Below are 19560 nucleotides of genomic sequence, written 5' to 3'. Positions count from 1 at the left end.
TGTTGTGGAGCGAGTGACGGGACTCGAACCCGTGTATACGGCTTTGCAGGCCGCTGCCTAGCCGCTCAGCCACACCCGCACGATTAGATACCCTGCCAGCTCAGCGCGTTGCGGCCCAGTGTTTTTCTCGGCCCGATCATTTCGGTCTAGCCGCGTGGTGGCGGCGACAGTACAGTCACAAAATGGCCAACGGTCGTCTCGCTGATCAGGATTGTTGTCTTCGAACCGATCCTCGGGCGGACCCGAGAATGGTCGAAGCTCTTGCGCCGTTCGGACTCGACGGCAATGCGCCCACGGTGCCGCTGACCATCGATTCGCCGCTGGAGGAACGGCTCGCGTATGCGGCGATGGCTGAGGAGGGGATGGGCGCCGTGCTCGGTCTATTCGCGGCCGGCGTTCCGGACGCGAGCGGTGTCACGACTACGACGACAACGATCACCGGCGAAGACGGTAACGACGTGACGCTGTATATCAGCCGCCCCCATAATGATGGTCCGTTGCCGGCCGTCGTGCATCTGCACGGCGGCGGCATGGCCATCGCCAGCGCCGCCGACGCAACGTACATGCGGCTGCGTGAGCACATGGCGGGCACCGGCCTTGTCGTCGTCGGCGTCGAGTTCCGTAATTCCGGAGGAAAGCACGGTCCGCACCCGTTTCCCGCCGGATTGAACGACTGCGCGGCCGGCGCTCGTTGGGTAGCCGCGAATCGAGCTGAACTTGGCGTCAGCCATCTGATCGTTGCCGGCGAGTCTGGCGGAGGCAATCTCACTTTGACCGTGGCGCACAAGGCGAAACGCGAAGGGTGGCTTAACGAAATCGCGGGCTTCTACGCGCAGTGCCCGTACATCTCCAACCGGTGGCACGATGCTCCCGACGAGTTGCCGTCACTGCGGGAATGCGACGGCTACTTCATCAGCCTTCAGCAATTGGAGCTACTGGGTTCGATCTACGACCCCGAAAATCAGAACTCGAACGATCCGACCTGTTTTGCCGGCGCAGCGACCGACAAAGATCTGAATGGCCTTCCGCCGCACGTGATTTCGGTGAACGAAGTCGACCCGTTGCGCGACGAAGGGTTGGACTACTACCGGCGTCTGGTGCGCGCGGGCGTTCCCACGGTGGGCAGGTTGGTCGCGGGGACCTGTCATGGGGGCGATCTGATTTTCGCGGGTGCGATGCCCGAGGTTTTCGCGGCCAGCATGCGCGATCTCAGCGGTTTCGCCAAGAGCCTCGGTTAATCGCCATCGACCCACCAGGTCTCTGAGGGCCGTTGGCCGCGCGCGTGAGTTCGGCGCCTAGACTCGCTGTGTGGAATATCGGAGCTTAGGTCGAACAGGAATCCGGGTCAGCCCGCTTTGCTTGGGGGCCATGATGTTCGGCGCCTGGGGCGAGCCTGACCACGAGTTGTCCATCGCGACGATCCATGCGGCGTTGGACGCCGGGATCAACTTCATCGACACCGCAGACGTCTACTCTCAGGGCGAGTCCGAGGTCATCGTCGGGAAGGCGCTGGCCGGGACTCGGCGTGATGGCGTGGTCCTGGCAACCAAAGTCCACGGCCAAATGGGCGTTCCGACGGGCGGCGAAGGCGGGGATCCCAACATGCGGGGCAACTCGCGCCGCTGGATCGTGCGGGAGGTCGAGAACAGTCTGCGCCGGTTGGACACCGACTGGATCGACCTCTACCAGATACACCGGCCTGATCCGGACACCGACATCGAGGAGACGCTGTCCGCACTCACTGATCTGCAACGGCAAGGCAAGATTCGGGCCTTCGGCTCTTCGACCTACCCCGCTCACCAGATCGTACAGGCGCAGTGGGCCAGCGAGCGGCGCGGCCTCGGTCGGTTCGTCACCGAGCAGCCACCCTACTCACTGCTGGTGCGGGGGATCGAGGCCGACGTCTTGCCGGTTGCACAAGACTTCGGGATGGGCGTATTGCCGTGGAGTCCGTTGGCCGGTGGCTGGCTATCGGGCGGCTATCGCAAGGACAAGGACCTCCCGGAGTCCAAGCGCCGCAACCGGATACCGGGACGCTTCGACATGTCGAGTCCGGGCAATCAGCGCAAACTCGAGGCAGCCGATGCGCTCGGGCAATTGGCCGATGACGCTGGCTTGTCGCTGATTCACCTGGCATTGGCGTTCGTCATGCAGCACCCAGGGGTCACTGCGCCGATCATCGGCCCGCGCACGATGGACCATCTTCGTTCGCAGATCGGAGCGGCCGAGGTGACGCTGTCGACCGATATCCTGGACAGGATCGACGAGATCGTCCCACCAGGTGTAACGCTTTCCGATTCCGACACCGGGTATCAACCGCCATCGCTCGGCGACCCGTTCCTACGACGCCGTCGCACCGCGTGAGTTTGCGGCTCAGCAAAGCCCGAGTGGCGGCTTCAGTTTCGAACGCGTCAACGAACAGTGTTGATGCGCAATAAAACTGGCTCACCTGCGGACATGAGAATTACGTAAGTGTGTAACTTAGGGGGAACTGCAGAACCGTTCGCCGCGTTGAACGACGAGAGCAAGGGGGCTCGGCCGCCGATTACACACTGCAGATGGCGCAGCACGATGGGGGAGAACCATGGCGATTACTGATGTTCCGGTCTTCGCGCATTTAACAGAGGCCGACATCGAGAATTTGGCCGTTGAATTGGATACGATCCGGCTCGACATTGAGGATTCCCTGGGCGCGCGCGATGCCCGCTACATCCGTCGCACCATCGCCGCCCAACGTGCCCTCGAAGTAGCCGGCCGACTCTTGCTTGCCGCGAGTTCGAAACGCTCGGCGTGGTGGGCCGGAGCGCTGACCCTGGGCATGGCCAAGATCATCGAGAACATGGAGATCGGCCACAACGTCATGCATGGCCAGTGGAACTGGATGAACGATCCCGAGATTCACTCCACGACGTGGGAGTGGGACATGAGCGCGGCGTCCAAGCACTGGGTTTCCGCTCACAACTTTCAGCACCACAAGTACACCAATATCCTCGGAATGGACGACGATGTCGGCTACTTCATCTTGCGCGTCACGCGCGATCAGCCCTGGGAGCCATACAACGTCGGTAATCTGCTGTTCAATGCCCTTCTCGCGGTTGCATTCGAGTGGGGCATTGGCTTGCAGACCGTCGACCTCGAGAAGCTTCTCAAGCCTGGACCGGAGCGCGAAATCACTTGGCAGCGGACGCGCGAGTTCTCAATTAAGGCCGGCAGGCAGCTGGTCAAGGACTACGTGGCCCTTCCGGCGTTGACCTCGTTGTCGCCCGGCGCGACGTACAAGTCCACGGTGAAGGCCAACGCGGTCGCCAACGTGATCCGCAATGTGTGGGCCAACGCGGTGATCTTTTGCGGGCATTTCCCCGATGGCGCGGAGAAATTCACCAAGACCGACATGGTCGGCGAGACAAAGGGCCAGTGGTATCTGCGTCAGATGCTGGGCAGTGCCAATTTCGAGGGCGGATGGCTGCTGCGGTTCATGAGCGGCAACCTATGCCATCAGATCGAGCATCATCTGTTTCCCGACCTGCCGAGCAACCGTTTGCACGAGGTTTCGGTGCGAGTGCGCGAGGTGTGCGACAAGTACGACTTGCCTTACACCACAGGCTCTTTCCTGGTGCAGTACGGCAAGACATGGCGCACGATCGCCAAGCTATCGCTGCCGGACAAGTACTTACGTGACACTGCTGACAACGCGCCTGAGACCCGCAGCGAGCGGATGTTCGCCGAGTTAGAGCCTGGTTTCGCCAAGACCGACCGGGTCACAGGACGCCGCCGTGGGCTTAAGACAGCGATCGCAGCGGTCCGCCATTGGCGGGGAAGCGCTGGTCTCGCCGCGGACATCAGGTAGGCGTTGTTGCGGCTCAGCCGGCGGGTACCTCGTCAGCCCATACCTTGAAGCTCGTTAATGCGGCGGGGCCGAACGTGTTGCTGAGCGCGACGTCGGCGGCGTCGCGGCCACGCGCGATCAACACCCGGCCGATGCGTGGCGTGTTGTTGCGCGCGTCGAAGGTATGCCATTGGCCGCCGAGGAACACCTCGAACCAGGCGGCGAAATCCATCGGGTCGTCGACTGGGGGCACACCGATATCGCCGAGGTACCCGGTGCAGTAGCGCGCGGGGATGTTCATGCAGCGGCAGAACGCCACGGCAAGGTGCGTGAAATCGCGGCAGACGCCGGCCCGGTCGTAAAAAGCTTCCAGCGCTGTGCGTGTCATCCGCGCGTGCTCGTAGCCGAACGTGAGATGTTCGTGAACGTAGTCGCAGATCGCCTGAACACGAGCCCATCCGGGCGGCGTGTGCTGAAAGAGCCCCCACGCTATCTCGGACAGCCGATCCGTTTCGCAGTATCGGCTCCCGAGCAGGAAGACCAGGGTGTCCTCGGGTAGGTCCGGCACCGGAACTTGTTGTGCCTGAGGAACAATGGGGTCGGTTAGTCCAGTGTCCTGCACGTACGCGTCGGCCCGGACGCACGTGCGGCCCTCGGGTGCGACAATGCGGGTGCACCAGTTGCCGAAACCGTCCCGATAGGCCGCCAACGGGACCGGCGGGTCGACCACGAGGTCGTCCCGGCCGATCAAATCGGACACGCGGGTGAAGTGGACGTTGAGGTTGAAAATTATCGGCGTGGGCTGGGGGGAGTCGTAGATCATTTCGAAACCGACATGAATCTTCATTATTTCTCTCTATGTGTTTCTTGGCGCAGGGCGCCAATCATGTGTACTCAGGCCGCACATGCCGTGCGTAATGAGTCGATCAGCATGCGCCGCAACGCCGTCCAGCGCCGACCCGCCTCGAAAACGATGCCTTGGTTGACTTCCAGTTCGATGCCGACGTAATCGCTCGGCGCGAAGCACGCGCGCAAGTGCGACGTCAACCCGTCTCCTTTGCCGGCGTACGGGTAGTTGCGGCGCACGTGAATTTGCGGGGCCAGCGTCGCCAGGGTTTCCTTCCAGCGAGCGCACATTTCTGCTTCTGCTCGTCTCGCGGGGTGATAGAGCAAGCCGACATCGGTCCCGCGCACCTTGCCATCTAGCTGCGCGGTAAAGCTGTGCGATGAAAGGTGGATCACGCGATGCCCACGCGCTACTGCTTGGCCGACGAGACACTCGACCTGCATGCGGTAAGGCCGGTAATGCTTTTCGACGATCTGTGCCCGGCCCTGGGCCGGCACCGCGCGGGTCACAGCCGAAAACAGTTGTGGGTGACCAATCGAGCGGTTGAGATCGATGAGCAGACGGGTGACCGTCGAGGACACCAGGGGCGCCGCGAGGGCATTGGCGAGGGCCTTCGCCATGACCAGCGACCCAGGATCGTAGCCGCGGTGGGAATCCAGCAGCGCCCGGTGCCCGCGAAACAGCGGCCGATAGGGCGCGGGTACGCGGTTACCGCCGTGTTCACACGTGACGATGTAGGTATCCACCGGGAATCCATCACCAGCTCAACTCGGGTAAATCGCGGAACACTTGCCGCACCCCTTCACCCCAGTCGTCGCTGAGGGTGGTGAAATAGGGGTCACCCTCGTCGAATCGCCGCCGCCACTGGACTTCTAGGCTGTCCCGTTCGTAGCAAATCAGGTCGATCGGCATGCCCACTGACAGGTTGCTGCGCATGGTCGAATTGAAGGACACCAACACACACTTCGTAGCATCGGCCAGCGGTGTGTGTTCGGTGATGACGCGGTCGAGAATCGGTTTCCCGTACTTGGTTTCACCGGTCTGAAGGAAGGGCGTGTCGGTGCCCGCTTCGATGAAATTGCCTTCCGCATAGGTTCGAAACAGCCGTGGCGGCTCGCCGGCGATCTGGCCGCCGACGATGAACGAGGCATCGAAGCGGACGTTGTTCTCTTCTAGGTACCCGGCGTCGCGTTTCTCGATATCGCGCGTCGCGTCGGAGACCAGTCCCACGACGTCGAACATCGTCCGGGCACCAAAGAGATTGGTCTCCGCATCGCCGTCGGCGCAACGCTGCGTCAACACGCTGATAACGGCTTGAGTCCCGGCCAGATTTCCTGAACTCAGCAGAACGATGACGCGGTTGCCGCGACGCTCGAACACCGTCATCTTGCAGAACTTGGCGAAGTTATCCACCCCGGCATGCGTGCGAGAGTCCGAGGCGAAAATCAGCCCTTTGTCCAGCATTACGCCTATGCAGTAAGTCATGCGATGGGCCTGGTGTGCGATCGACATCGATTCATGGTGGCACGTGCTCTGTAATACATTGCTATGTAATGACTTTCGGTGAATTTTCTGCTTGAAATGGCCGCAACCTTGCTCTATCGCCGGCGGCTAATGGCTCGAAGCCAACGCTCCTAGCGTCTGCAGCGGACGGCTGAATGCCCAACCAGCTGAAATTCTCAGCACCCCTGACGCTACACCTGTGGAGACTAAACCGCTGAATGTCGGTTGGGGCGGACCTGCACGGTTCGCGTTGCTGGTGATCGACGGATTCTGGCGTGGTGAATCACCCCGTGGTGGTCGCGCCGCGGCTAGGTCGCCGAGTTCCGTTGAGGGATAATGGGTCCGGTGGTCTTGTAATGCCGGATGCGATGAACGGGTCGATCGCGCCAAGCTGGGGCACTCATCCCTTTGAGCCGGTCAATTTGGGCTGCGCGGGTTGGATAGCTTGCGTCAAGCGCCCTGGCGGGAATTCTTGGTGCGCTTCGTGCAAGCGTTCACGCCGCGCACCGCTAAGACTGACCTGCGTTGGGCAAGCAGGCCTGCGGCCCGCATGACGTTGCTCGACATCGGCTGCGGCCGGCGCGCCACGCTGCGGAGGGCGATCCAGAACTATGGCATTGATGGCGTCGGCTTGACGTTGTCTCAGAACCAGGGCCGCGCACGTGCAGAATCGTTCGACCAGCTGGACAGCACCCGCACTAGGCGAGTGCTGCTCAAAGGTTGGGAACAGTTCGACGAACCCGTCGACCGCATCTTCTCGATCGGCGGGTTCGAGCACTTCGGCCACGACCGCAGAGGTATATGAGGTACCTGACCGGCTGCGCCAAGGGCTTCCGGATCGGCTAGACCGACCTGCAGAAACAGTGACTGCCCGGGCTGAACGAAGGAGCAGCCGTTCACGGATGAAAACCTCGTCGGTGTCGGCTCTCGGACCGTAGGGTTGTTGGGTGCTGGCAATCGGGTCCCTGGTCTGCGGTTACCGCGTCCAGGCGGTGCTGGGCAGTGGGGGCATGGGCTCGGTCTATTTGGCCGCCGATCCCACCCTGCCCCGCCAAGTCGCGCTCAAAGTGCTGTCGGCCGAGCTGTCGCGCGATCGGGATTTTCGGGCGCGCTTCATCCGCGAGGCCGACACCGCGGCGGCCCTGCAACACCCTCAGATCGTGTCGGTTTACACCCGCGGACAAACCGACGACGGCCAACTGTGGATTGCGATGCAGTTCGTCGACGGCACGGACGCCGAGGCTGCGCTGTGTGACGGAACAATGACCCCGCACCGTGCCGTCCACATCATCACGCAGGTGGCCAAGGCGCTCGATTTCGCCCATTCGAACCACGTCATCCACCGCGACGTCAAACCTGGCAACTTTTTGCTGTCCGGCTCCGTCGGCCCCGACGAGCGGGTTCTGCTGGGCGATTTCGGGATTGCGCGCGCCCTCGACGACGTGGGGCTGACCGCCACGGGAGCGGTGCTGGCCACCGTCGGCTACGCCGCGCCTGAGGTGCTGTCCAATGCACCCATCGACGGCCGGGTCGACATCTATTCTTTGGGGTGCACCCTGTATCGGCTACTCACGGGCAACACACCCTTTGCGGCCACCAACGGGGCCGCGGCCGTGATGATGGCCCACTTGTTCCAGCCCCCGCCCCGGGCCAGCGACGCGGTGCCTTCGCTGCCGCCCGGCCTCGATCACGTGATTGCGGTCGCGATGGCAAAAGATCCCGCCGCCCGGTTCGCGTCGGCGGGCGCGCTTGCGGACGCCGCCGTGTCGGCGCTGCGCGATCCCACCCGCTACGCGCCGCTGCCGCCCACACCCAGTGGCGAGGTCAACTCCTACCCGCAGACGTGGCACCGACGGCCGCCGACGGCGTCCGCCTGGCCGGCACCGCCCGGGCCTCCGCCGTCGGCCACACCGCGTCGGCGCCGGCGCAGCCTGATCGCCGCCGCGCTGGCCGGCGTGGTGCTGTTGGTCGCCACGATCACCGTGCTGGCCTGGCCCGATCCCGCCGACCCTCGTCCTGAGGCCGGCCAGGGCTCCGGATCACCGGTGGCGTCTGCATCGCCTCAGGGGCCGCCGGCCACCAACGTCGCCCCCGCTCAACTACGCGCCATTTTGCTGTCCGCGGCCCAGCTTCCGGTCGCAGCGAATGGGGATCCGCTGGTGCTCGAGAGTGATAGCGCCAGCCTGCTCGATGACTCCGCGACCCTCGACAACCCGCAATGTGTGGGCGCCTGGGAGCCCGCACAGCAGAGTGTGTACGAGCAAAACGGCTACACGGGGGTGGCCGTACAAACGTTGCGGGGCATGAACGAACCGGCCTGGCAAGACAGTGTCACCCAAGCGGTCATCGCCTTTCCCGGTGAGAAGGCAGGCAGAGCCCTTGTCGCTCTGCGCGCTCAATTCGAAATGTGCGGCGGCAAATCGGTCACCGTGACCGAACCAGGCACCGCGGCGCAAACCTGGGACTTCGGCCAGCCCGTGACCACCGCGGGAGTGTTGACCCTGGCGGTGACGCTGCGCGGCACCGGATCGTGCCAACGCGGAATGTTGGTGCGCGGCAACGTTTTGGTGGATATTCGCCAATGCCGTGCTGGCGGTAGGCCCGATGTCGCCGCATTGGTCAACGCCACGGCCAACAGGGTGCCTCGACAATGACGGAACAAGGGGGACATCGATGAACACTTCCGCGCCGGTCATTACTCGCCTATGCGCCATCGGTCTGGCCTCTCTCCTGACCGCTTCGTGCACAACGGTGACCGGCGGTTCCGCACTGCCGCAACGCAACGGCGCCTCCACTTCCATGACCGCCGCAGCCCCGCCTGGCACATCAGCAGCGCCACCTGCCCCCTCGGCCGCCCCCTCTGCCGAGGATCAGATTCGCGAGACCTTGATGGCGTTTCAGGATGCGTACAACACCCAGAACTGGGACGCCTACTTGGAATTGATGTGCACCGCGATGCGGGCCCAATTCAGCGGCACCGCGATGAATTACGTCAAGAAGGCCCGCGCCCAAAACGGTGTCACCACAATCAAAAACATCTCCAAGATCGCGATCACCGGTGACACCGCCGTCGTCACGTTTGACGGTCAAAACGAAGCCATGGGCACTCACACTGTCAGCCTGCCGCTGAAACTCGAAGACGGCTGGAAAATCTGCCAGACCTAGCCACGGACTGAGATGAAAAGCAAACTACTGCAGGCTAACTCGATAATACTGGCGGTGATGCTCGCGGCTTGTAGCCACAGCACCGCCGGGGACGCCACCCGCGAGTCCGAGTCGCCATCCAACTCTCCGGCGCCGGTGAACACTTCCCGGCTCGACCCCGGGAACTATCCCGTCGTGCCGCAACCCGCGCTGGGCAACGCCGGCTCCGAACACGCCGGGCGACTCGTCGAAGGCCGACGGATGGCCGCCTACGTCGTCGGGCCCTGGGAAACCGAGCCCACGCTGGTCGGTGCGGTCTCGTCCGGCGCGGCCGTCATCGACGACGCCCATGGACTGTCGCGCGCGACGTGGCCGCCGATCGCCGGCGGCGCCTACAACTTGCCGTTGGTGGTCGGGTTCGTCACCGAGCGACAAAGCCCGGGCCCGAACCCGCAGATGTCGCTGCGCAATACCGTGCTGCGATTCATCAACCCTTCGGTGGCATCCGACGCGGCCCAGAACATGACTACGGCGGCTAGGAATATGCCCCGTATTCCCAGCGCCACCCCGATCGTGACGGAACCTGAACGCCCGCTGCCGATTCCGAATCATCCCGACGCCAACGGTACGGTGCTGACCTTCCAGGAGGGAACCGGGATCGTGCGTGAACTGACTGTGCTTACTGCGCACGGCCCCTACGTGCTCGTTCAGGTCGTGCGCTGCGCGTCCGGCCCGGACTGTGAAGCCCAACTCGCCGGGCACGCGCTGGATCGTCAGGTGCCGCTCATCGATACGTTTGTACCGACCGATCCCGCCGGGTTCCCAACGCTTGCACTGGATCCCACCGGCCTGGTCGCTCGCACCTTGCCGCCGCCAGCCGGCCAAGTCACTTCGATGTCCGGGGCCGCCTATCCGCCGGCGGCTGCCCTGCAGCTCGAAGACGATCCCGTCCAGGCCGGGCCCCTGCTTTCCGCGGCCGGCGTGGACTATGTTTCGGTCAACCTGACCACCGTCTACCAAACAAAAGATCCCTCCGCCGCACGGACCCTCGCCCAGGCCTTCGGCGACTTTGCCGCTAAAACACCTGCTGCACAAGTGTCTTCGCCGGTTCCCGGTCTTCCCGAGAGCGGCTGCACCCGAGTCGCCGGATCCAACGGTCTCGTACCCCGCTACTGGTGTCTAGCCACCGCGGGCCGCTACACCGTCAAAACGATTGCCCGTCAGCTCGACAACGCGCAACAACAGATGGCGGCCCAATATCGCATCCTGACGGCAAGCTAGCTCGAAGACCGACCGAGCGGCGGCCGCGCGGTTTTGTTATACTATCTAAATATCGAACGTATTGCCGACATCGGAGAATAGGGCGCATGCCACGTACAGACAATGACACCTGGGATTTGGCCTCTAGCGTGGGCGCGACGGCCACGATGGTCGCGGCTGCCCGGGCGATCGCCACGAAGGCCGACAACCCCGTGATCGAGGACCGCTTCGCCGAGCCCCTGGTCCGTGCCGTCGGCGTGGACTTCTTCACCCGCTGGACCGACGGCGAGATTGACGCCGCGGATGTCGACTACGACGAGTCCAATTGGAAGCTCGGGCACATGCCGGACGCGATGGCCGCCCGAACCCGCTTCTTCGACAACTTCTTTCGCGATGCGACTCAGGCGGGGATCCGTCAGGCCGTGATCCTGGCCTCCGGTCTTGACGCCCGTGCCTACCGACTGGAGTGGCCCGATGAGATGACGGTATTCGAGATCGACCAGCCCGAGGTGATCGAGTTCAAGACCACCACCTTGGCCGGGCTGGGTGCCGTTCCGCAGGCCGATCTGCGCACGGTTGCCATCGATCTGCGGCAGGACTGGCCGGCGGCTCTACTCGAGGCCGGTCTCGATAAGACACGGCCTACCGCATGGATTGCCGAGGGGCTCTTCGGGTATCTGCCGCCAGCGGCACAGGATGCGTTGCTGGACAACATCACCGCGCTCAGCGCTGAGGGCAGCCAGCTGGCCTGCGAAGCCACTCCGGACGGGCCGCAGGTCGACAAGGAACACGCACGGGAGCTGATGCGCAAGGCCAGCGCAAAGTGGCGTGAGCACGGCCTCGAGCTGGACTTCACCGACCTTGGCTTCGAGGGGGAGCGCAGCGACGTCGCGGCTCACCTGGAGAACTTGGGATGGCGGTCAGTCGGTACACCGATGCGCCAGCTGTTGGCGGACAACGGTCTTGAGGCGATTCCACAGCGTGATGACTCCGTGTCGGTCGCTGACACCGTTTACTACAGCGCTGTATTGGCGAACTGATTGTGCGATGCCGTTAAGCCGGGTTGAAACTGTCGATTAGCCACGCGCCATGACGGTTGCCCGCGGTGCCCGCTGCGCCAACGAGCACAGCGGGCACCGTGAAAAGCCGCCCCTTACAGCGGGATCCACACTCCGAAGAAGTTGATACCCCACTGGTTGAACCCCTGATTCCACGTGGGGGTTTCTTGGTACCCCCAGTAGTTGATCGGGCCGCCTGTCCACCGACCCCCGGGCGGGGGCAGCGGTCGATTCCATGCCGGGCGCGGCGGTTCGCCTGCTCCCCACGGTGCCTGCCCGTCTCCCCACGGGGCCCCGTGGAAGTAGCCGCGCTGGGCATCCCCGTGCCATGGTCCACCGGGTCCGCCCGGCCCATGTTGACCCGGTCCTCCCGGGCCGAATCCGCCAGGCCCATGTTCGCCGGGGCCGCCAGGGCCGCCTGGTCCGTGGTCGCCGAATCCGCCGGGTCCACCCGGGCCGCGTTGGCCGGGACCGCCGGGTCCACCCGGGCCGCGTTGGCCGGGACCGCCGGGTCCACCGGGGCCGTGTTCGCCGGGTCCGCCAGGCCCGCCCGGTCCACCGGGGCCGTGTTCGCCGGGTCCGCCCGGTCCACCGGGGCCGTGTTCGCCGGGTCCGCCAGGCCCGCCCGGTCCACCGGGGCCGTGTTCGCCGGGTCCGCCCGGTCCACCGGGGCCGTGTTCGCCGGGTCCGCCAGGCCCGCCCGGTCCACCGGGGCCGTGTTCGCCGGGTCCGCCAGGCCCATGCCCGCCGGGTCCGCCGGGTCCGGCTGGACCGCCGGGCGGAGGATTGGCGGGTCCACCCGGCTCATGGGGCCCAGGGGCCTGCGGTGCCGATACCGGATCGGCGTTCGCGACGCCGGCTCCCACCCCAATTGCCGCTGCGCCAACGGCGCCGGCGAGAGTTAACCCGCCGATTACTTGCTTCATTTTCATGGTGTTACCTGTCCCCCCAGGAGAATCCGTCCGGGCATTCGCCCCAACGGATTCTGAGGCTAAGTAACGTATGTATCGGTCTGCTCTCGGCCGCATCGGCAAGCCAACGATGGGATAACCGCATCTCCCAGTGTCAGCGCCGATAGCAAGCATTTTCGGAGTGGTCCAGCAAATCTGAGCACCTGGCGGAATGTTTGACAATCGTTATCTACGACAACGAAACCGCGGGCGAGGAACGTGTGCTCTGGCCGCACGAACCATAGGGCGCGACGTGAGTCAAAGCGCGGCGCGGCCGCGGCGAATGAGAGAACGCATATGCCTATTTTTGGAGAACGCGTGCGCCTACTATCGACAGATGCCGCACGCCACCGAAACAACGCCGAGCGGTATCCGCAGCCGTCGGCGGGGCGAGGTGCTCGAGCGCGCGCTCTACCAGGCGACGTTGGCCGAGCTGGCCGAGGTCGGCTACGGCGGGCTGACGATGGAAGGAATCGCGGCCCGCGCCCAGACCGGCAAGGCCGCGCTGTACCGGCGCTGGTGCAGCAAGCACGACCTGGTGCATGCCGCGCTGGTCTTCGCGCTGCCGTCGCTGCCCGAACCGCGGTCCGGCCGCTCGGCGCGCGAGGCTCTTTTGACGGTGTTCACCTCTCACCGCGACCTGTTGGCGGGCAAGACCGCTTTTCCCGGCCTGGACATCATGCATCAGCTGCTGCACGAACCCGAGATGCGCGCCATCTTCGCCGACGCGGTAGTACGTCCGCGGCTCAAGATCGTCGATTCGATCCTGCACGCCGCCGTCGAGGCCGGCGACATCGACCCGGCCACGCTGACGCCGCTGTCGGCGCGTATCGGCCCCGCCCTGATCAACCACCACTTCCTGTTGACCGGCGAACCACCGAATCGGCGCGAGCTGGCGCTGATCGTCGACACCGTGATCCCGCCGAGAGCATCGGACACAGCGGCCGACTGATACCCCGCACCTAATGCGGCCAAGTTCCAGGAGCGTACGAGCGTTTCGAATGCACTCCCGGACAACCCGGCCCAACATGGCCCGTCGGACGCTGGCGACAATGGCCAGAGGCACTACCCATCGCGGTTCAACCAGCGAGGGCTATTGACGAATCTATGCGAACGATCGTTATCATGGTCCGGTATCGTTCCGTTTGTGAAGCAGGGCACATCGCGCGTCGCATGTGACACGCCACGCCGAGCACGACTGATCGCATCGTTTGAGAGGGCAATTCATGACGTCATCTACCGCATCGCCGCCACACACCGCGGTCGATAATCGCGGCCACTTCTCCCTGGCGAGCCAGCGTGCCATCCTCTGGTGGGGCATCGTTCTGGCCATCGTCTACGGCCTCGCCTTTGTGCTCCTGTTGCAGCAGGCCCCACTGAAGAACCCGCAATGGTCGGCCGACCAGGTGGCCCAGTGGTACGTGGCCAACGGGACCAAGATCAAGTGGGGCGCGGTCATCTGCAGCTGGACCGGCTGCTTCATGCTGCCGATTTGGGCTGTGTTTGCCGCGCAGATGGCCCGTGTGGAACCGGGGCGCTGGAAGGTGTGGAGCGGGCTCACCCTGGTCAGCGGTGCATTGATGTCGATCTACCTGGCACTGCCTCCAATGATGTGGGGTGTGGCGGCCTACACGGCGCCGCGCAAGAATTCCGAGGTGACGACTCTCATGCACGAGTTGGCGTCTCTGACGATGACGACGACCGATCAGGCATACATCTTCGCCTGGGTCGCCGTCACTGTGATCGCCCTGCGGCCAGCCACGCAGCTGGTCAAGAACAATCCCTTCCCGCGGTGGTGGGCCTATGGCTCGCTATGGATCACGTTCATGTTCGAGGCGGGCGCGTTTGCGTTCCTGCCCCGTACCGGTCCGTTCGCCTGGAACGGGCTCCTGGTGTTCTGGTCGCCATTCGTGCTGTTCACCTTGTGGATCATCATCCAGAGCAACCTTTGCTTCCGGGCCATCCGAGCGCAGCGGGAAGACCCTGACGAGAACTACTTCGCTTAGCGCGTCGGTCGCCGATCCCGTGGGTGACCATCAGGGTCATCTCCTGGATCGTCCTGTCCTGACTGGGACCTCGGGTATCGCGATGCGGAATCCGCGACACGCGGCTGCCGACATTCGGGCGCCGGAAGATAGCGGTCAGTGCGAAAATGGCGGCGTGCCCGGTAAGCCAAAGGTCAACGGCCAGGCAGTGACGCGTGGTGAAGGAAGGCGCCTGCTGCTGGAATCGGCGCGCGCATTGTTTGCCGAGCGTGGCTACGCAGGCACGAGTACGCGGGAAATCGCTCGGGCCGCCTCGGTGTCGGAGCCAATGATTTTCCGACACTTCGGATCCAAGTCGAAGCTCTTCGAAGAGGCCGTGCTGGCACCGTTCAACACCTTCGTTTCCGAATATATAGCGGACTGGGCCGCACGGCCGCGCGGGATGAAAAGCGTCTACGTGGAGATGTATGACTTTTATCGCGGTGTATACGACGTGCTTTCAGCCAATAGGCGACTGATCCACGAAATGATCGGAGCCCGAGCCGTGGGCGGACCGTTGAGCGCCGACACCGCGTCGGCGCCGCAACTGGGCCGGCTCCTCGAGAGGTTCGAAGCCATCATGAACGACGAGATCGTGGAGCGCGGATTCCGTCCATTCGACCCCGCGGTCGTGACGCGGGTGGTCTTCGGGATGGTGTTCTCGATCGCGGTCTTTGGGGAGTGGATGTTTGAAGGCGCGACCCGTCCGCCACCGAGCGCCGAGGCGTTCATCGAGGAGATGGCTCGTCTGACGATTTTCGGCGCCTACCCAGAAGGTGCCAAACCGGCCGCGACACCGTAATCGGCACCAGTTCTCGTTCCTGCCGACGTCGATCCTCCAACGACAGGCAGCCGCCGAGGTATACAGCTAGGTTGACAAGCGGCGGTCCCGAACGCGTTGCCTGCCAGTCGAACCGCGACCGGAGCTGTGGCGTCGCGTGGGAAGAGGGTTTTGTCCATGCGGTAGTCACCGAGAAACACCACAGCCAGGACCGGTGGTCATCCTTGCGCCCTAATGCACCCCCGGCACCCGGATGGCGACGGCCGGTGCGATCTCTTGGTAGAAGCGCACTTCGCCTTCGCAACCAAGCGTGACACCAATTGCACCGCCGGACGGCAACTCGACCATGGCGGTCTGTGGGACTTCCGGCCCAGCACCCTCACAGCTGAGGGCCAACCGCGCGGCCGATCCCGGTTTGCCGACGCTTATCAGTTCGCTCGTGAGCGACGCCACGCGGACTCCGCTGCGACAACCCGCTTCGTGCAGTGCAACGGTAGGCCAAGCCCCGGTGATGTCGTCGACGGGATCTACGGTCCGCGCACCAGGTGGATGCAGAGCATCGGCACTTGGCCCGGGCTCGATCATCGGATCGCCTCATTATTGAATCTATGTTTGATTAAATTTAAGTTACCATGGGGCACACACCACCTCGGCACCCCGGTAGGCGGCCGTCGTGTCGAGGCTGTGGTTGGCGATGATCGGGACGCGTGTCGGATGCTTGAGCATCACCTCGCGCACCGATCGAGACAACATCACCAGCTGGTCTTGCCAACTCATGTTCGGATCGGGCAGCTCGATCTCGGCAGGTGGCGTTCGGGGCCGCACATGGCTCGCCGGAGTACATGTACGGTAGCGACACGAGTAGGGGTTCTGGCACGTTGGCACTGGGCAAAAAGTGTCTCATCGATATTGGAGCGGTGGCTAGGGGGCCGGCTGTGGTCGGTGAGTTCTGGGTCGGCGTGAAGCCGCCGTGAATAGCATTGCGCGCCAGTCTGATTAGGCGGCGAGGAGCTGCTGCATCTGGCCGACGTCGGCCTGTCGCGCTTTGACAATCTGCTTGGCCACGCCTGTCGCGTCTACGTTCTTCCCATTGGCGACTTCGCCATTGGCGAGGTCGATTGTTGCCTGGTACAGACTGATCATCGAATTCAGCCAGAGCGTGTCGAACTCGGGGCCCCCCATCGATGCAAGCTTGGCGAGCGTCGGGTTATCGCCCGAGTCACTCTGCGCGGTCGGGGAGCTGCTGGTCCCGGTTGGGTTGTCCTGGCTCTCTTTCCATTGCGCCCGCAAGGCTTTCAAAACCTGCGTGTCCACTTGCAGAGCTGCTGTGGTCTTGGCGGCGAACGCGACAACGTCGGGATTGTTGGAATGATCGGGGACTAGCCGCGACATACTGATCCCTTGCTCCTCACGCGCAGTTGCGTCGTTCGCGAAAACTACGTCGGCGGGGTTATAGGCGGCGGGTTCACCGGTGATCACGGGCTTGTCGTCGCTACGGGTGGAATGTGCGTGGTCGCCAGACGGCGAGCTACTACACGACGATAGGAGCAACGCGAGGCACCAGGCCGTGAGAGTCGCTGCGATGCGGATGGCGAACGATGGCACGCCGTCAGCGTAGTGGACTTGCCGGTATCCACTTTCGGCGTGCCGCTGTCGGTAGGTCCCCCGATTGATCGGTCGCGATGTCGATCGCTTCTTGCGCCACGGTGGATCACTGCGGGATCGAATGCGAGCGCAACCCCGAGCGCGCACGATCCGGGAGGTTGATAGGCGTACGTCGAATAGGTGGCCCGCTGGCTCCGGCGGCTCCGCCGGGACGAGCCGTCGGCATCGGCAGGTCGCTTTAGGGCGTGCGGCTATGAGTTCTGTGTGCGTCGACGCATCGCGAGATCACTTTTCCGACACGGCATCTGAAGGTATAGCGGCGCTAAACCCGACCACCGGAAGACCATTCGGTCTACCACGGCGACCAGGGCGGACACGCCAGCATTGGCCCCGGTGGCGCGCCCCGGAAACCGCTCCGACACCTCCCTTGCAGGCTTCGCCCGGTCTTTAATATTGATAAAATATTGGTTAAGCAACACTATATTTAAAGTCGCTCGCGCTTCCCTGGGTGGGCGCTCAGAATCTCTCGGCGAGTGCACCAAATTTAAAGCAAGCCAGGGGAAGTCGATTGAGCCACGGCGGCGGCCATGCCCGTTAGCGTGTGTTTTGAGACGACAAGGACAGAAAAGTATTGACTTGAGTCTGGTTGCTGCATAATGTGGTCCCGCACACATCAGACTCAGAGTGTGGTCCGGCACGCATCACCTCGAAGCTGGAAATCGCCGCACGAGGGAGATGGATACGGATGGGGGAGATTGACATAGCGCCAGCAGCGTATTCCTATCCGGCGACTGTGCGGCGGGCATGTGCGGCGGCCATACCTGGCCCGTTTTCGCCCTGCCGCGCCGAGTTCGCGCCAGCCCTTCCTGCCCGCACCGAGCAAACTAGAAGGGGTTGTTAGTGGTCTCGAATGCCCCACTGATCGGGCTCGCCAAGAAGCCGCTGGACAAACCGGTTCGCGAAGTTGGCAGCTTCATTGCATTGGCGCTGGACACCTTGGTTCAGGCATTCCACCCACCGTTCTTCTGGCGCGAGGTCGTCGAGCAGTGCTGGTTCATTGCCCGGGTCGCTACCTTCCCAGCGGTCGCGCAATCGATTGCCTTCAACGGTATGGTCGTGTTCCTCTTCGGCGTCGCGACGGTCTCGTTCGGTGCGGGCGACGTCACAGGCGCGGCCGCGGGGCTGGCGACGGTATCGCAGATCGGCCCAGTGACCACGGTGTTCGTTCTGAGCGGTGCCGCTGCCACGGCGATGTGCGCCGACTTGGGCTCCCGAACTATCCGCGAAGAGATCGACGCGATGCGGGTCTTGGGCATCGATCCGATTCACCGACTGGTGGTGCCTCGGGTGACCGCCCTACTTATCGCCGGCAATCTGATCAATGCCGTCGTGATCATCGCGGGACTCAGCGCGGACTACGGGTTCGCGATTTACGCGCTGAACGGTAATCCCGGCGCCTTCGCGTCGAGCCTTACGTTGCTCACGAACGGACCCACGGTCATAGTCAGTTTCGTCAAGGCCACTGTTTTCGGTGTGCTCGCCGGATTGATCGCCTGCTATAAGGGAATGTCCGCCGGCGGCGGCCCGCAGGGAGTCGGCAACGCCGTCAACGAGACCGTGGTGTTCACGTTTATGGCGCTGCTGATCGCGAACATCATCATCAGCGTTGTCACCGCGACACAGACGTTGGCGACATGACCGCCGACGCGAAGACCGTGGTGAGCGCCCGGTATCCGCGGCTGGCTCGCACAGCGCGGGGTTGGGCCAGCGGCTGGACTCGGCTCGGCGAGCAAATGGAGTTCTACGTCAAGGCCCTCCTTGCCATTCGCAGCACCGTCGTCAAATACAAGTCGGAGACATTGCGCGTCGTCTCCGAAATGAGCTTGGGCGTAGGTGCGCTTGCCCTGATCGGTGGCGAGGTAGTGATCCTTGCTGTGTTGACCGGCAGCGCGGCGGCCATCGTCGGCATCTTCGGCTACATCCAGGCCAGCAGCATCGGCGTCGGCGCGATCGCGGGGTTTTTCTCCGCATACGCCAATGTGCGCCTGCAGCTTCCGCTCATTGTCGCCAACGGCCTCGCGGCCACCATCGGTGCAGGTGCGACCGCGCAACTCGGGGCGATGCGGATCAGTGAGGAGATCGACGCACTGGAGGTCATCGGCATCCGTTCCATCCCCTACCTGGTGACGACCCGCGTGTTGGGTGGCCTCCTGGTGGTTCCGCCGTTGTACTGCATCACTTTTGTCGGATCGGTTTTTACGACTCGAAGCATCGTGCTCATCACCTACCACCAGGGAGCCGGCGGCTTCGACCACTACTTCAACACCTTCCTGCTGCCCAGGGACGTCCTGGTGTCGGGGCTCGAATGCACCGTGCAGGCGGTGATCGTCATGCTGATCCACACCTATTACGGCTACACCGCCTCGGGTGGGCCCGCAGGTGTCGGTGAGGCGGTCGGGCGCGCCGTGCGGGCGTCCATCGGTGTGTCCATCACCCTCACCTTCGTGCTGTCCCTTGTCCTCTACGGGCAGTCCGGCGACTTCCACCTGTCGGGTTAGCGAC

19 protein-coding genes, 1 tRNA gene and 1 pseudogene are annotated in these 19560 nt (G+C 63.7%); 13 read left to right on the top strand and 8 right to left on the bottom strand.

What is annotated here, in order from left to right; genetic code table 11:
* Positions 1–5: 5 nt before the first annotated feature.
* Positions 6–79 (bottom strand) — tRNA-Cys (locus tag OK015_RS20235).
* A 103-nt stretch (positions 80–182) separates the two neighbouring features.
* Here OK015_RS20235 and OK015_RS20230 point away from each other — a divergent pair.
* The 3 genes from OK015_RS20230 to OK015_RS20220 all read left to right on the top strand — a co-directional run bounded on the left by OK015_RS20230 (position 183) and on the right by OK015_RS20220 (position 3847).
* Positions 183–1238, top strand: coding sequence for an alpha/beta hydrolase fold domain-containing protein (locus OK015_RS20230; protein WP_268125756.1), 1056 nt, complete (start codon positions 183–185; stop codon positions 1236–1238).
* Positions 1239–1308: 70 nt separating this feature from the next.
* Positions 1309–2364: an aldo/keto reductase gene (locus tag OK015_RS20225; protein ID WP_268125755.1), complete on the top strand. Its 1056-nt coding sequence runs from the start codon at positions 1309–1311 to the stop codon at positions 2362–2364.
* Between the two features lie 220 nt (positions 2365–2584).
* Positions 2585–3847, top strand: a complete 1263-nt coding sequence (locus tag OK015_RS20220) for a fatty acid desaturase family protein (RefSeq protein ID WP_268125754.1) — start codon at positions 2585–2587, stop codon at positions 3845–3847.
* A 13-nt stretch (positions 3848–3860) separates the two neighbouring features.
* Here the strand turns inward: OK015_RS20220 and OK015_RS20215 are convergent, their stop codons facing one another.
* The 3 genes from OK015_RS20215 to OK015_RS20205 are packed head-to-tail and all read right to left on the bottom strand — an operon-like array spanning position 3861 to position 6185.
* Positions 3861–4673, bottom strand: a complete 813-nt coding sequence (locus tag OK015_RS20215) for a transglutaminase-like domain-containing protein (protein ID WP_268125753.1) — start codon at positions 4671–4673, stop codon at positions 3861–3863.
* A gap of 47 nt (positions 4674–4720) precedes the next feature.
* Positions 4721–5419: an N-formylglutamate amidohydrolase gene (locus OK015_RS20210; RefSeq protein WP_268125752.1), complete on the bottom strand. Its 699-nt coding sequence runs from the start codon at positions 5417–5419 to the stop codon at positions 4721–4723.
* A 10-nt stretch (positions 5420–5429) separates the two neighbouring features.
* A complete protein-coding gene (locus OK015_RS20205) occupies positions 5430–6185 on the bottom strand; it encodes a peptidase (RefSeq protein WP_268125751.1) in 756 nt (251 codons plus the stop codon).
* 515 nt (positions 6186–6700) lie between these two features.
* Between OK015_RS20205 and OK015_RS20200 the strand changes: the two are divergent.
* From OK015_RS20200 to OK015_RS20175, 5 genes and pseudogenes are all read left to right on the top strand, one after another.
* Positions 6701–6969: pseudogene (locus OK015_RS20200) on the top strand (class I SAM-dependent methyltransferase); the annotation flags it as partial.
* A 154-nt stretch (positions 6970–7123) separates the two neighbouring features.
* Positions 7124–8830 carry a serine/threonine-protein kinase PknH/PknJ gene (locus OK015_RS29090; protein WP_442791136.1) on the top strand — a complete coding sequence of 569 codons (1707 nt, stop codon included), beginning with the start codon at positions 7124–7126 and terminating at the stop codon, positions 8828–8830.
* 19 nt (positions 8831–8849) lie between these two features.
* Positions 8850–9341 carry an Rv0361 family membrane protein gene (locus OK015_RS20185; RefSeq protein ID WP_268125750.1) on the top strand — a complete coding sequence of 164 codons (492 nt, stop codon included), beginning with the start codon at positions 8850–8852 and terminating at the stop codon, positions 9339–9341.
* Between the two features lie 12 nt (positions 9342–9353).
* A complete protein-coding gene (locus OK015_RS20180; protein ID WP_268125749.1) occupies positions 9354–10601 on the top strand; it encodes a DUF7373 family lipoprotein in 1248 nt (415 codons plus the stop codon).
* Between the two features lie 86 nt (positions 10602–10687).
* Positions 10688–11620, top strand: a complete 933-nt coding sequence (locus tag OK015_RS20175; protein WP_268125748.1) for a class I SAM-dependent methyltransferase — start codon at positions 10688–10690, stop codon at positions 11618–11620.
* A gap of 113 nt (positions 11621–11733) precedes the next feature.
* On the opposite strand, the gene OK015_RS20170 is transcribed toward OK015_RS20175, so the two are convergent.
* Positions 11734–12564 (bottom strand): chitin-binding protein, encoded by an 831-nt coding sequence (locus OK015_RS20170; RefSeq protein ID WP_442791135.1) that lies wholly within the window; start codon positions 12562–12564, stop codon positions 11734–11736.
* A 361-nt stretch (positions 12565–12925) separates the two neighbouring features.
* On the opposite strand from OK015_RS20170, the gene OK015_RS20165 reads away from it, so the two are divergent.
* From OK015_RS20165 to OK015_RS20155, 3 genes are all read left to right on the top strand, one after another.
* On the top strand, positions 12926–13540 hold the full coding sequence (locus OK015_RS20165) for a TetR/AcrR family transcriptional regulator (protein WP_268125746.1): 615 nt from the start codon (positions 12926–12928) through the stop codon (positions 13538–13540).
* A 274-nt stretch (positions 13541–13814) separates the two neighbouring features.
* A complete protein-coding gene (locus tag OK015_RS20160) occupies positions 13815–14594 on the top strand; it encodes a hypothetical protein (protein WP_268125745.1) in 780 nt (259 codons plus the stop codon).
* A gap of 154 nt (positions 14595–14748) precedes the next feature.
* Positions 14749–15414: a TetR/AcrR family transcriptional regulator gene (locus tag OK015_RS20155; protein WP_268125744.1), complete on the top strand. Its 666-nt coding sequence runs from the start codon at positions 14749–14751 to the stop codon at positions 15412–15414.
* 210 nt (positions 15415–15624) lie between these two features.
* On the opposite strand, the gene OK015_RS20150 is transcribed toward OK015_RS20155, so the two are convergent.
* The 3 genes from OK015_RS20150 to OK015_RS20140 all read right to left on the bottom strand — a co-directional run bounded on the left by OK015_RS20150 (position 15625) and on the right by OK015_RS20140 (position 16998).
* The gene (locus OK015_RS20150) at positions 15625–15846 is read right to left on the bottom strand and encodes a hypothetical protein (protein ID WP_268125743.1); all 222 of its coding nucleotides are present in this window, start codon (positions 15844–15846) and stop codon (positions 15625–15627) included.
* Between the two features lie 174 nt (positions 15847–16020).
* Entirely contained in the window at positions 16021–16170 is a 150-nt protein-coding gene (locus OK015_RS20145; RefSeq protein ID WP_268125742.1) for a hypothetical protein, read from the bottom strand.
* A gap of 219 nt (positions 16171–16389) precedes the next feature.
* Complete coding sequence (locus OK015_RS20140) at positions 16390–16998, bottom strand: DUF305 domain-containing protein (protein WP_268125741.1); 609 nt, start codon at positions 16996–16998, stop codon at positions 16390–16392.
* Positions 16999–17898: 900 nt separating this feature from the next.
* Between OK015_RS20140 and OK015_RS20135 the strand changes: the two genes are divergently transcribed.
* Together OK015_RS20135 and OK015_RS20130 are read left to right on the top strand one after the other, a co-directional pair.
* Complete coding sequence (locus OK015_RS20135) at positions 17899–18696, top strand: MlaE family ABC transporter permease (RefSeq protein ID WP_268125740.1); 798 nt, start codon at positions 17899–17901, stop codon at positions 18694–18696.
* The gene (locus tag OK015_RS20130) at positions 18693–19556 is read left to right on the top strand and encodes an ABC transporter permease (protein ID WP_268125739.1); all 864 of its coding nucleotides are present in this window, start codon (positions 18693–18695) and stop codon (positions 19554–19556) included. The genes OK015_RS20135 and OK015_RS20130 overlap by 4 nt, the downstream gene beginning before the upstream one ends.
* Positions 19557–19560 lie beyond the last annotated feature (4 nt).

Source organism: Mycobacterium sp. Aquia_216, assembly GCF_026723865.1.
Taxonomy (GTDB): domain Bacteria; phylum Actinomycetota; class Actinomycetes; order Mycobacteriales; family Mycobacteriaceae; genus Mycobacterium.
Note: the sequence above shows the minus strand (reverse complement) of the source record. Positions and strands in the feature narration are given on the sequence as shown.

What these genes read in the sequence shown, in the direction of transcription:
- OK015_RS20130 (WP_268125739.1), top strand. Translation starts at nt 18,693, where the DNA reads ATGACCGCCGACGCGAAGACCGTGGTGAGCGCCCGGTATCCGCGGCTG.
- OK015_RS20215 (WP_268125753.1), bottom strand. Translation starts at nt 4,673, where the DNA reads ATGAAGATTCATGTCGGTTTCGAAATGATCTACGACTCCCCCCAGCCC.
- OK015_RS20165 (WP_268125746.1), top strand. Translation starts at nt 12,926, where the DNA reads ATGCCGCACGCCACCGAAACAACGCCGAGCGGTATCCGCAGCCGTCGG.
- OK015_RS20160 (WP_268125745.1), top strand. Translation starts at nt 13,815, where the DNA reads ATGACGTCATCTACCGCATCGCCGCCACACACCGCGGTCGATAATCGC.
- OK015_RS20170 (WP_442791135.1), bottom strand. Translation starts at nt 12,564, where the DNA reads ATGAAGCAAGTAATCGGCGGGTTAACTCTCGCCGGCGCCGTTGGCGCA.
- OK015_RS20205 (WP_268125751.1), bottom strand. Translation starts at nt 6,185, where the DNA reads ATGTCGATCGCACACCAGGCCCATCGCATGACTTACTGCATAGGCGTA.
- OK015_RS20230 (WP_268125756.1), top strand. Translation starts at nt 183, where the DNA reads ATGGCCAACGGTCGTCTCGCTGATCAGGATTGTTGTCTTCGAACCGAT.
- OK015_RS20220 (WP_268125754.1), top strand. Translation starts at nt 2,585, where the DNA reads ATGGCGATTACTGATGTTCCGGTCTTCGCGCATTTAACAGAGGCCGAC.
- OK015_RS20175 (WP_268125748.1), top strand. Translation starts at nt 10,688, where the DNA reads ATGCCACGTACAGACAATGACACCTGGGATTTGGCCTCTAGCGTGGGC.
- OK015_RS20145 (WP_268125742.1), bottom strand. Translation starts at nt 16,170, where the DNA reads ATGAGTTGGCAAGACCAGCTGGTGATGTTGTCTCGATCGGTGCGCGAG.
- OK015_RS20185 (WP_268125750.1), top strand. Translation starts at nt 8,850, where the DNA reads ATGAACACTTCCGCGCCGGTCATTACTCGCCTATGCGCCATCGGTCTG.
- OK015_RS20180 (WP_268125749.1), top strand. Translation starts at nt 9,354, where the DNA reads ATGAAAAGCAAACTACTGCAGGCTAACTCGATAATACTGGCGGTGATG.